Below are 12154 nucleotides of genomic sequence, written 5' to 3'. Positions count from 1 at the left end.
CCGGTCAGCAGCTCGACTTGCCCGCGTAGAGGGCCAGTGCCGTGTCGGAGCCGAGGGTGGCGGTGAACTGGCCACTGGAGTTCACGCTGACCGTGGTGTTGTTCTGCACGTCGCAGTAGGTGCCGGCGGGCAGCGCGGACTGGTAGGTGCGGGTCAGGGACGAGGACTCGTGGTTGATGGCCACGTAGCCCTTGCCGCCCCGGCCGAAGGCGATGGCGTTGTTGCCGTTGTCCCACCAGTTCGAGACCGCCTGGCCGCGGGTGGCGTTGCGGAAGGCGACCATGGACTTGATCTCGGGCCAGGCGTGCTGGCACTTCCAGCCGTCCTGCCAGCAGGCGTTGACCCTGCCGCCGTTGGGCGGTCCGGCGTCCGCGTCCGACCACTCGTAACCGGAGTTGATGTCCGGGGCGCCGTAGGGCCAGGCCAGCATGAAGACGTTGGCCAGCGTGTAGTCGGCGCCGCTCTTGTAGTTCAGGGTGCTGCCGTTGCGCTCGGTGTCGTGGTTGTCCACGAAGACACCGGCGACCGAGCTGTTCAGATAGCCCCAGCCCGCACCGTAGTTGGTGAGGTACGCGAGTTTCTCGCTGGTGAAGACGCGCTTGAGGTCGTAGGCGTAGCGGAACTCCTGGACGTCGCCGTTGCCGGTGTACTCGCTCGGCTGGACGGCTTCGCCGGCGCCGTAGATGACCTCCTGCTTCCAGTACACGGACGGATTGGTCAGCCGGCTCTTGATGTCGGCCAGGTCCTCGGCGGGTATGTGTTTGGCCGCGTCGACGCGGAAGCCGTCGACGCCGAGCGAGAGCAGGTCGTTCAGGTAGCCGGCGATGGTCTTGCGGACGTACTCCTCGCCGGTGTCCAGGTCGGCCAGGCCGACGAGTTCGCAGTGCTGGACGTTCCAGCGGTCCTGGTAGTCGCTCACCTGGGCGGTGCAGTCGTCGAAGTCGAAGCTCGAATACAGCCCGGGGTAGGCGTACTTCGTGTACGACGAGCCGCCCGTGCCGGTGCCGCTGCCCGCCGACATGTGGTTGACGACGGAGTCGACCACGACCTTCACACCGGCCGCGTGGCAGGTGTTCACCATGTTCCGGAAGGCGGTACGGTCGCCCAGCCGGCCGGCGATCTTGTACGACACGGGCTGGTACGAGGTCCACCACTGGGAGCCCGGTATGTGCTCGGCGGGCGGGGAGATCTGCACGTATCCGTAGCCGGCGGGGCCGAGGGTGTTGGTGCACTCCTTGGCGACCGAGGCGAAGTCCCACTCGAAGAGGACGGCGGTGACGTCCTTGGTGCCGGGCGGCGAGGCCGCAGCGGTGGACGGGTTCATGCCAATCAAGGCGGCGGTCGTGAGGGCGACCGCCATGGGGAGGAGTCTGCGTGCCATGTGGGGTCCTTCATCGTTGAAGGCGCTTGCTGCAATATTGCAGCAAACTTTCGGTGACGCAGATGGTAAAGGCCCGCTGCCTGAAAGACAGCGGGCCGATGTGAAGTTGATGCAAGAACTTTCCGAGGGGCCGTCAGGCGGCCGTGGACCACCACACGGTGGTGTCCGCGGGCACCTTCGCCTCACCGTCCGCCTCGGTCACCTCACCGCTGGTGAGCAGCACCCGGCCGTGGGCCGGGACCGTCGCCGACTCCCCCGTGGTGTTCGCGACGCACACGAACTCCCCGCGCCGGAAGGCGAGGACGCCCTCGGGGGCGCGCAGCCACTCCACCGCGTCACCCGCGCCGAGGTCCGGCTGCGACCGGCGCAGCCGCAGCGCCGTCCGGTACAGCTCCAGCGTCGAGCCGGGCTCCCCGGTCTGCGCCTCGACGCTCAGTTCGGCCCAACCCGCGGGCTGCGGGAGCCAGCTGCCGCCGGCGCCGAAGCCGTACGAGCCGCCCGCGCGGGTCCACGGGATCGGCACCCGGCAGCCGTCGCGGAAGCCGTCCTGGCCGGCGCCCCGGAAGTACGCCGGATCCTGGCGCACCTCGTCGGGCAGGTCCACCACGTCGGGCAGGCCCAGTTCCTCGCCCTGGTAGACGTAGGCGGAGCCGGGCAGGGCCAGCATCAGCAGGGTGGCGGCGCGGGCCCGGCGCAGGCCGAGCGCGCGGTCGCCCGCGGTGCGGATCTGGGTGCCGAGGCCGGGCGGGTTGGCGAAGCGGGTGGCGTGCCGGGTGACGTCGTGGTTGGACAGCACCCAGGTGGCCGGGGCGCCGACCGGGCGCATGGCGGCGAGGGTGCGGTCGATGACGGCACGCAGCTCGTCCGCGTCCCACTCGGTGCTCAGATACTGGAAGTTGAAGGCCTGGTGCAGCTCGTCGGGGCGGACGTAGTGGGCGGTGCGCTCGACGGTCGGCGTCCACGCCTCCGCGACGAAGATCCGCTCGCCGGAGTACTCGTCGAGGATGCGGCGCCACTGGCGGTAGACCTCGTGCACGCCGTCCTGGTCGAAGAACGGCATGACATCGTTGCCCAGCAGCTTCAGCTGGTCGTGGTCGCCGAGGTCGGGCAAGCCCTCGGCCTTCACCAGGCCGTGGGCCACGTCGATGCGGAAGCCGTCCACGCCCATGTCCAGCCAGAACCGCAGGATGGAGCGGAACTCGTCGCCGACGGCCGGGTGTTCCCAGTTGAAGTCGGGCTGCTCGGGCGCGAAGAGGTGCAGGTACCACTCGCCGGGGGTGCCGTCGGGCTCGGTGACCCGAGTCCAGGCCGGCCCGCCGAAGATGGACTCCCAGTCGTTGGGCGGCAGTTCGCCGTCCGCCCCCTTGCCGGGGCGGAAGTGGTAGCGCTCGCGCAGCGGGGAGCCGGGGCCCTCGGCGAGGGCGCGTTTGAACCACTCGTGCTGGTCGGAGGAGTGGTTCGGGACCAGGTCCACGATGATGCGCAGGCCCAGCTCGTGGGCGTCGCGGATCAGCGCGTCGGCGTCCAGCAGGGTGCCGAACATGGGGTCCACGGCACGGTAGTCGGCGACGTCGTAGCCGGCGTCGGCCTGCGGGGAGGCGTAGAAGGGGCTGAGCCACACGGCGTCGACACCGAGGTCACGCAGGTAGGGCAGGCGGGAGCGCACGCCCTCCAGGTCGCCCATGCCGTCGCCGTCGCTGTCGGCGAAGCTGCGCGGATAGACCTGGTAGATGACCGCGTCCCGCCACCAGTCGCGGCGCGAGGCGACGGTGACGACGGCGGAGTCGGTGGCCGGGGCTGCGGAGTGCTGCTGGCTCATGGCGTCCTTGGTGGTGCGTGACGGTGTTCGGGTCATGACGTGGGTGCGGGAGCCGGGGGGTGGGGTGAGACGGCCGCGGTGTCTGCGGGGTCGGATGGGACACCGCGGCCGCCTGGCTCGTGGGCCGCGAAGGGCGGGTCAGCCCTTCGTGCCGCCGGCGGTGAGACCGGTGACGAGGTTCTTCTGCACGAGGTAGAAGAACGCGGACACGGGTATCGCCACCAGCACGGCGGTGGCCGCCATCAGGTTGCGCTGGGCGTCGTGCTCGCTGACGAAGCTCTGCAGGCCGACGGCGAAGGTGTACTTGCTGTCGTCCAGCATGAACGTCGAGGCGAAGGCCACCTCGCCGAAGGCCGTGATGAAGTTGTAGAAGGCGGCGACCGCGAGTCCGGGCTTGGCCAGCGGCAGGATCAGCCGGAAGAAGGTGCCGAAGGGGGTGAGGCCGTCGACCCGGCCCGCCTCGTCGATCTCGAAGGGGATCGTGTCGAAGTAGCCCTTGAGCAGCCAGGCGCTGTAGGGCACGGCGGTCGAGCAGTAGACCAGGATCAGGCCGAGGTAGCTGTCGATGAGCTGGAGGTCGGACAGGATCTGGTACATCGGCACGATGAGCACGGCGATCGGGAACATCTGCGTGACCAGCAGCGCCCACATCAGCTTCTTGTAGCCGGGGAAGCGCATGCGGGAGACGGCGTACCCGGTGGTGGCGGCGACGAGGACGCCGATCACGGTGGTGCCGAGGGAGACGATCAGCGAGCTCTTCAGCCAGCCGAAGAACCCGGTGTGCTCCAGGACGAACGCGTAGTTGCTGAACGTCATCTTGTGCCAGATGTCGCCGGGGTGCAGGTAGTCGTCCTTGTCCGGGCCGAGGGACAGGAAGACCAGCCAGGCGATCGGGAACAGCGCGATCAGGCTCGCGACGGTCAGGATGCCGTGGGAGGCGAGGGAGGTGAGGAGCCCGCGCCGGCCGTGGGGGCGCCGGGGGCCGGGGCCCGGCGCGGCGAGGACCTTCGCCACCGGCTCGCCGGCGGCGGTCTCGGGGGGAGTGGTGGTGCTCATCAGGACTCCTGCCTCAGATCGCGAGCTGCTGCTCGTCGCGGTTCAGCCAGCGGCGGTAGAACGAGGTGAAGACGATCAGGACGGCCAGCAGCAGGATGCCGTAGGCGGCCGACTGCGCGAAGTCACGCGGCTGCTGTCCGAAGCCCAGGTAGTAGGCCCAGGTCACGAGGATCTGCGCGTCCGGGGCGGTGTTGCCGAACAGCAGGAAGATGACGGCGAACTGGTTGAACGTCCAGATGATGCCGAGCAGCACCACGGTGGAGCTGACGGACCGCAGGCCGGGCAGGGTGACGTACCGGAAGCGCTGCCAGGCGTTGGCGCCGTCCATCTCGGCGGCCTCGTAGAGGGAGGCGTCGATGGACTGGAGGCCGCCGAGCAGGGAGACCATCATGAACGGCACACCGCACCAGGTGTTGACCATGATCGCGGCGAACCGCTGCCAGAAGGTGTCCTCCAGCCACAGTGGCGCCGGCAGGTGCAGCGCGTCCAGCGCGGAGTTGATGACGCCTCCGTCGGCGAGCATGAAGCGCCAGCCGAAGACGGTGACGAAGGTGGGCACGGCCCACGGCAGGATGAGGATCAGCCGGTAGACGGTGCGTCCGCGCAGCTTCTGGTTGAGCAGCAGCGCGAGGCCGAGGCCGATGCAGTAGTGCAGCGCGACGCAGAGCGCGGTCCAGGCGATGGTCCAGATGAAGTGCGACCAGAAGCGGTCGTACGCCGTCGGGCCGAACAGGATGTCCTGGTAGTTGTCCAGCCCGATGAACTTGTAGGTGGCGTCGATGTGGTTGACGCCGATCGTGCGCGCGGTGTTGAGGCTGTTGGCGTCGGTCAGCGTCAGGTAGAGGCCGTACACCAGCGGGTAGAGCACCAGGACGCCGAGCACGACGACGACCGGGGCGATCATCGCGTAGGCGTACCAGTGCCGCTGGTAGCCGTTGCGGACGCGCCGGCCCAGCCCGGGCCGAGGCGCGCGGTCACCGCGGCGCTTGCCGGTCGCGCGGTCGATGGCGACTGTCATGGTTCGACACCTTCAATGGTTCCAGGAGGGGGGCCGGGCGGGTTCCGGGAGTGGGGCCGGGCGCGGAGTGGTGGCCATCGGAACCCCGCGGGGTGGTGGCCGTCGGAATCCCCGCCCCGCTCGGCGAGGATTCCGACGGCCACCCGGGCTCACTTGCTGAAGTCCGGCACGAGCTTGGCGATGGCCAGCTCGGCGTTGCTCAGCCCCTTGTCCAGCGACTCCTTGCCGCCGGCGATCTTGGGCAGCTCGGTGTCCAGCGGACCCCACAGGGAGCTGTACTCGGGCAGCGCCGGGCGGGGCTGGGCGGCGGACAGCACCGTCTGGTAGCCGGCGATCCCGGGGTCGGCCTTGACCTGGGCGGTGTAGGCGTCGGAGCGGGTGGGCAGCGTGGAGTTCTTCAGGGCGATGGTCTCCTGGGACTTCGCCGAGGTCATGAACTTCACGAACGTCTCGGCCGCATCCTGGTGGGCCTTGTCCGAGCCGGCGTAGACCGAGAGGTTGTGGCCGCCGGTCGGGGCGCCCGCCTTGCCGCTGGAGCCGGCCGGGACGGTGGCGATGCCGAGGTTGGCCTTGTCCTTGAAGGCGCTGCCCTGGTAGAAGTTCGTGATCTCCCAGGGGCCCTGGACGATCGCGGCGACCTTGCCGTTCACGAACGCGTCCTGGATGTGGGCGTAGGCGTCGGCGGTGGTGTCGGCCTTGTGCAGGCCCTTGCCGGAGAACAGGCTCAGCCAGGTGCCGTACGCCTTCTTCGCGGCGGCCGACCGCACGGTGACCTTCTTGCCGGCGACGTCCACGGTGTCGGCGCCCTCGCCGTACAAGAAGCTCTGCGCGTAGTAGGCCTGGGTGGAGCCCCAGTAGCCGTCGACGCCGGTCTTCTGCCGCACCTTGGCGGCGTCGGCCTTCAGCTCGTCCCAGGTCTTCGGGGCGTCGGTGATGCCGGCCTTCTGGAACAGCGCCTTGTTGTAGACGAGGGCCAGGGTGTCGGTGACCAGCGGCACGCCGTAGGTCTTGCCGTCGTACTGGGCCTGCTTGATCAGGTTCGGCTGGAACTTCGCCTGGTCGGCGAGGGCCTCGGTGCCGTCCAGCGGCGCGAAGTAGCCCTTCTTCGCGAAGGCCGGGGTCCAGCCGACCTCGGAGCGCAGCACGTCCGGGGCGCCCGAGGCGCCGGCGGCGGTGTCGAACTTGTTCTGCGCCTGGTCGAAGGGGACGTTGACGTACTTGACCTTGATGTCCTTGTGAGCGGCCTCGAACTGCTTGACCAGGGTCTGGTACGTCGGTGCCTCATTGGTGGCGTTGGAGGTGTCCCACCAGGTGATGGTGACCGGGCCGTCCGACTTGCCGTCGCTGTCGCTCCCGCCGCAGGCCGTCGCCGTGAGGGCGAGGGACGCCACCAGCGCGGAGGCCGCTATGCCACGCCGCATGAGTTCTCCTTGAGGGTTAAGCCCGTGTGAAGCAGGGACGGTCCCGTCCGCCGTCCCCGCGGTCGTGCCGACTGCGCCGTTGCCGCGGCCGGGCGACTCGGAACGTAACAGCCATGTAAGCGTTGCGAAAGACCTTGCAGAAAAAAAGTGCAAGGGAACGCGATGGTTACGCCGCCGTGACCGGAGGTCGACCGGTTCGCGACCGCTTGGCCAGGCCTTTGAGCGGTATCGGGGCCGGTTGTGCAAGACTCTGCAAGCTCTTGCCACGAGGAACCCGAGGGAGCGCGATGAGGCAGCAACCCGGAGCAGGCCGCACGCCCGCCCGCGCCCGGCGTCCCGCCGGTGTGCAAGGCGGCGGGCGACCGGTACAGTCCAATGCCGTGACCACACGGCTTGCCGACATCGCTGCGCAGGCGGGGGTGAGCGAAGCGACTGTCAGCCGGGTCCTCAACGGGAAGCCGGGCGTCGCCGCCACCACCCGCCAGTCCGTGCTCGCCGCCCTGGACGTCCTCGGCTACGAGCGTCCGGTCCGGCTGCGCCAGCGCAGCGAGGGCCTGGTCGGCCTGATCACGCCGGAGCTGGAGAACCCGATATTCCCGGCCCTGGCCCAGGTCATCGGCCAGGCGCTGACCCGCCAGGGCTACACGCCGGTGCTCGCCACCCAGACCCCGGGCGGGTCGACCGAGGACGAGCTGACCGAGATGCTGGTGGACCGCGGGGTCGCCGGCATCATCTACGTCTCCGGGCTGCACGCGGACACCACCGCCGACATGCAGCGCTACGAGCGGCTGCGCGCCCAGGGCGTGCCGTACGTGCTGGTGGACGGGTTCTCGCCGAAGGTGCAGGCGCCGTTCATCTCCCCCGACGACCGGGCCGCGATGGGCCTCGCGGTGACCCACCTGGCCTCCCTCGGGCACACCCGGATCGGGCTCGCGCTCGGGCCGAAGCGGTTCGTGCCGGTGCAGCGCAAGATCGAGGGCTTCGTCCGCGCGATGCACGACCAGCTCGGGCTGACCGCCGAGCGGGTCGAGACCGAGCTGGTGCAGCACTCCCTGTACACGCTGGAGGGCGGTCAGGCCGCCGCGACCGCGCTGATCGGGCGGGACTGCACGGCGGTGGTGTGCGCCAGCGACATGATGGCGCTCGGCGCCATAAGGGCGGCCCGGCAGCAGGGCCTGGAGGTGCCGCGGGACGTGTCGGTCGTCGGCTTCGACGACTCCCCGCTGATCGCCTTCACCGACCCGCCGCTGACCACCATCCGCAAGCCGGTCCCGGCGATGGGTCAGGCGGCGGTGCGCACGCTGCTGGAGGAGATCGGCGGGACGCCGGCGCCGCACAGCGAGTTCGTGTTCATGCCGGAGCTGGTGGTGCGCGGTTCGACGGCTTCCGCCCCGCACGTCCTGCGCACGCCGTAGAACCCGCGTTCCCCCGCCTGCCGTAGCACCCGCGTGTCCCGCGCACGCCGTAGAAGGTGCGCGGCGGACCCGGCCTTGGGATGATCGGTCGAGGAAGCCTTGTCTGGCAGACTTGATGCCTATGAGTGACTCGACCGTGACACAGTCGGAAGGTCGCGAGGAGGTGGCCGTTCCGGACACCGTCACGGGTAGGGGTGCCCGGCGTCCGTTCGGCCGGCTGCGGCGTCCGGGCCGTCGCCCCCGGCTCTGGTTCGAGGTCCTTCTGATCGCGGTGAGTTACTGGACGTACTCGCTCATCCGCAACGCCGTCCCGGAGCAGCGCTCGGCCGCGCTGCGCAACGCGGACTGGATCTGGCGCGCCGAGCACACCCTGGGCATCGCCGTCGAGCGGTCGGTCAACCATGCGTTCGACTCGGCGACTTGGCTGATCGTCGGCATGAACTACTACTACGCCACCCTGCACTTCGTCATCACCATCGGCGTGCTGGTGTGGCTCTACCGATGGCATCCCGGACGGTACGCGGCCTCCCGGACAGTGCTGTTCGCGACCACCGGTGTGGCCCTGCTCGGTTACTACCTGTTCCCGCTGGCGCCGCCCCGGCTGATGCGCGGCGGCGGCTTCGTGGACACCGTGATGGTGCACCACACCTGGGGCTCCATGGCCTCCGGCGACCTCAAGCACATGTCCAACCAGTACGCGGCGATGCCGTCCATGCACATCGGCTGGTCGCTGTGGTGCGGGCTGACCGTCTTCGCGCTGGCCTCGGTGCCGTGGGCGCGAGTGCTGGGGCTGCTCTACCCGGCGGTCACCCTGCTGGTGATCGTCGCCACCGCCAACCACTTCTGGCTGGACGCGGTCGGCGGCCTGCTCTGCCTCGCCTTCGGCTTCACCGTGGCCCGCCTGTGGTACGGCGCCCTGCCGTACCGGCTGCCCAGCCCGGCCCGGCACCCCGGGCCCGCCCCTCAGCTCCCGTCGCCGTAGAACAGCTCCTCCACCACCGTGCGCGCCCGCCGGGCGGTACGGCGGTAGGCGTCCAGCATGTCGCCCGCGTGCCCGGAGCCGTAACCCAGATACCGGCCCACCGCCGCCAGCTCGCGCGGCTCGGTCGGGAAGGTGTCCCCGGCCCGGCCGCGCACCAGCATCACCGCGTTGCGCACCCGGCTCGCCAGCACCCACGCCTCGTCCAGGATCTCGGCGTCCTCCGCGCTCAGCAGCTCCGCCTCGCGGGCGGCGGCGAGGGCCGCGCGGGTGCGAGTGGTGCGCAGGCCCGGCACCTCCCAGCCGTGCCGGAGCTGGAGCAGCTGCACGGTCCACTCCACGTCCGACAGGCCGCCGGGGCCGAGCTTGGTGTGCAGCTTGGGGTCGGCGCCGCGCGGCAGCCGCTCGGCCTCCATGCGCGCCTTCAGCCGCCGGATCTCGCGCACCGACTCCTCGGTGAGCCCCTGGCGCGGGTAGCGCAGCGGGTCGATCAGCTCCAGGAAGCGCCCGCCCAGGTCGTCGTCGCCGGCGACCTGCTCGGCCCGCAGCAGCGCCTGCGACTCCCAGACCAGGGACCAGCGCCGGTAGTACGCCTGGTACGACTTCAGGGTGCGCACCAGCGGGCCCGACTTGCCCTCCGGGCGCAGGTCGGCGTCTATCAGCAGGGGCGGGTCCGAGCTGGGCAGTTGCAGCAGCCGGCGCATCTCGGCGACCACCTTGTTCGCGGCGGCCGACGCCTCCTGCTCGGCCACGCCGTCCCGCGGCTCGTGCACGAACAGCACGTCCGCGTCCGAGCCGTAGCCCAGCTCGTGCCCGCCGAAGCGGCCCATCCCTATGATCACGAACCGGGTCGGCAGGGTGTCGCCCCAGCCGGCCCGCACCACCGCGCGCAGGGTGCCGGCCAGGGTGGCCGCGGTGAGGTCGGAGACGGCCGCGCCGACCCGGTCCACCAGGGCGCCCTGGTCGGCCTCGGCGGGGCTGGTCTCGGTGCCGTAGGAGCCGATGATGTCGGCGGCGGCCGTCCGCAGCAGCTCCCGGCGGCGCACCCCGCGGGCGGCGGTGACGCCCTGCCCGGCGTTCTCCGCGCGCCGCACCGCGGCCAGGATCTCCTGTTCGAGCTGGGCCCGGCCGCGCGGCTCCAGACCGGTGCCGCCGTCGCCGTCACCGAGCAGCGCCACCGCCTCCGGGGCGCGCATCAGCAGGTCCGGGGCGAGGCGGCCGGCCGACAGCACCCGGGCCAGGTTCTCGGCCGCCGCGCCCTCGTCCCGGAGCAGCCGCAGGTACCAGGGGGTCTTGCCGAGGGCGTCGGAGACCTTGCGGAAGTTCAGCAGGCCGGCGTCCGGGTCGGCGGAGTCCGCGAACCAGCCGAGCAGCACCGGCAGCAGGGTGCGCTGGATCGCCGCCTTGCGGGTCACGCCGGACGCGAGGGCCTCCAGGTGGCGCAGGGCGGCGGCCGGGTCGGCGTAGCCGAGGGCGACCAGGCGTTCGCGGGCCGCCTCCGGGCTCAGCCGGGTCTCGCCGGGGGCGAGCTGCGCCACGGCGTCCAGCAGCGGGCGGTAGAACAGCTTCTCGTGCAGCCGTCGTACGACGCCGCCGTGCCGGCGCCACTCGCGGTTCAGGGTGGCCACCGGGTCGGTGCGCAGACCGAGCGAGCGGCCGAGGCGGCGCAGGTCCGGCTCCGCCTCCGGGACCAGGTGGGTGCGGCGCAGGCGGTAGAGCTGGATGCGGTGCTCCATCGTGCGCAGGAAGCGGTACGCCTCGTCCAGGCGGGCGGCGTCCTCGCGGCCGACGTAGCCGCCGGCGGCCAGCGCCTGGAGGGCGTCCAGGGTGGTGCCGCTGCGCAGCGCGGGGTCGGTGCGGCCGTGCACGAGCTGGAGGAGCTGTACGGCGAACTCGACGTCCCGCAGGCCGCCGGGGCCGAGCTTCAGCTCGCGGTCCACCTCGGTGACCGGGATGTTCTCGACCACGCGCCGGCGCATCTTCTGCACGTCCGCGACGAAGTTCTCGCGTTCCGCCGCCTTCCAGACCAGGGGGCCGAGCGCCTCGACGTACTCCCGGCCCAGGTCCTCGTCGCCCGCCACCGGGCGGGCCTTCAGCAGGGCCTGGAACTCCCAGGTCTTGGCCCAGCGCTGGTAGTAGGCGAGGTGGGAGGAGAGGGTGCGCACGAGGGGGCCGTTGCGGCCCTCGGGGCGGAGGTTGGCGTCAACCGGCCAGATGGAGCCCTCGACGGTCGTCTCCGAGCAGATCCGCATCAGGTGCGAGGCGAGGCGGGTCGCCGCGCTGATCGCCTTGGCCTCCTCCGTGCCTTCGGTTGCCTCGGCCACGAAGATGACGTCCACGTCGGAGACGTAGTTCAGCTCGTGGCCGCCGCACTTGCCCATCGCGATCACCGCGAGGCGGCAGGCGGCGGCGTCCTCCGGGGCCGACGCCCGCGCTATTGCCAGCGCCGCGCGCAGGGTCGCGGTGGCGAGGTCGGCCAGTTCGGCGGCCGTCTCGGCGAGGTCGGTGGTGCCGCACACGTCCCGCGCGGCGATGGACAGCAGGCAGCGGCGGTAGGCGACGCGCAGGGAGACCGGGTCGGTAGCCTCGGCCAGGCCCCGCTCGAACTCCGCGACGCCCGGGTGCAGGTCGCGCGGCTCGTAGGTGACCAGAGCCTGCCAGTCGCCCGGGTGCCGGGCGAGGTGGTCGGCGAGGGCCTCGGAGGCGCCGAGCACGCCGAGCAGGCGGTCGCGCAGCGGCTTGGCCGCGATCAGGGTGTCCAGCAGGCTTCGGTGGCCCGTCGGGCCGTCCTGGGCCTCCAGCAGGCGGACCAGGCCGTGCAGGGCGAGGTCGGGGTCGGCGGTGGCGCCGAGGGCCTCCAGCAGGACCGGGTCCTCGCGTACGGGTCCCAGCTCCGGGCCGTCCAGCAGGCGCTCGGCGGCGGAGGGGTCGGTGAAGCCGTGCCGGAGCAGACGGGTGAAGGTACTGCTCCTGCGCCCCGGCGTCATGCTGGGCCTCCCCTGGCATCCGTCCGTGTCCTGGTCGTCCAGGGGTGAGCCTAGCTGGAGTGGGGGGTGCGGGCCGGG

The 12154-nt window shown here is 71.1% G+C and carries 8 protein-coding genes; 2 read left to right on the top strand and 6 right to left on the bottom strand.

Annotation, left to right across the window (positions count from 1 at the left end; genetic code table 11):
- Positions 1-4: 4 nt before the first annotated feature.
- From NX794_RS28525 to NX794_RS28505, 5 genes are all read right to left on the bottom strand, one after another.
- The gene (locus NX794_RS28525; RefSeq protein ID WP_258782122.1) at positions 5-1381 is read right to left on the bottom strand and encodes an alpha-amylase; all 1377 of its coding nucleotides are present in this window, start codon (positions 1379-1381) and stop codon (positions 5-7) included.
- 133 nt (positions 1382-1514) lie between these two features.
- Positions 1515-3200 (bottom strand): glycoside hydrolase family 13 protein, encoded by a 1686-nt coding sequence (locus NX794_RS28520; RefSeq protein ID WP_258782119.1) that lies wholly within the window; start codon positions 3198-3200, stop codon positions 1515-1517.
- A gap of 138 nt (positions 3201-3338) precedes the next feature.
- Positions 3339-4256, bottom strand: coding sequence for a sugar ABC transporter permease (locus tag NX794_RS28515; protein ID WP_258782117.1), 918 nt, complete (start codon positions 4254-4256; stop codon positions 3339-3341).
- 13 nt (positions 4257-4269) lie between these two features.
- Positions 4270-5274, bottom strand: a complete 1005-nt coding sequence (locus NX794_RS28510) for a carbohydrate ABC transporter permease (RefSeq protein WP_258782116.1) — start codon at positions 5272-5274, stop codon at positions 4270-4272.
- A 149-nt stretch (positions 5275-5423) separates the two neighbouring features.
- On the bottom strand, positions 5424-6695 hold the full coding sequence (locus NX794_RS28505) for an extracellular solute-binding protein (protein WP_258782115.1): 1272 nt from the start codon (positions 6693-6695) through the stop codon (positions 5424-5426).
- Between the two features lie 380 nt (positions 6696-7075).
- On the opposite strand from NX794_RS28505, the gene NX794_RS28500 reads away from it, so the two are divergent.
- Entirely contained in the window at positions 7076-8110 is a 1035-nt protein-coding gene (locus tag NX794_RS28500) for a LacI family DNA-binding transcriptional regulator (protein ID WP_258782114.1), read from the top strand.
- A 121-nt stretch (positions 8111-8231) separates the two neighbouring features.
- Positions 8232-9092 (top strand): phosphatase PAP2 family protein, encoded by an 861-nt coding sequence (locus tag NX794_RS28495; protein ID WP_258782113.1) that lies wholly within the window; start codon positions 8232-8234, stop codon positions 9090-9092.
- On the opposite strand, the gene NX794_RS28490 is transcribed toward NX794_RS28495, so the two are convergent.
- Positions 9074-12076 (bottom strand): bifunctional [glutamine synthetase] adenylyltransferase/[glutamine synthetase]-adenylyl-L-tyrosine phosphorylase, encoded by a 3003-nt coding sequence (locus tag NX794_RS28490; protein WP_258782112.1) that lies wholly within the window; start codon positions 12074-12076, stop codon positions 9074-9076. The genes NX794_RS28495 and NX794_RS28490 overlap by 19 nt on opposite strands.
- Between the last annotated feature and the right edge of the window lie 78 nt (positions 12077-12154).

Origin of the sequence: Streptomyces pyxinicus (assembly GCF_024753135.1) — a bacterium.
In the GTDB taxonomy this organism is placed as follows: domain Bacteria; phylum Actinomycetota; class Actinomycetes; order Streptomycetales; family Streptomycetaceae; genus Streptomyces; species Streptomyces pyxinicus.
This window is presented reverse-complemented; position numbering and strand designations above follow the sequence as displayed.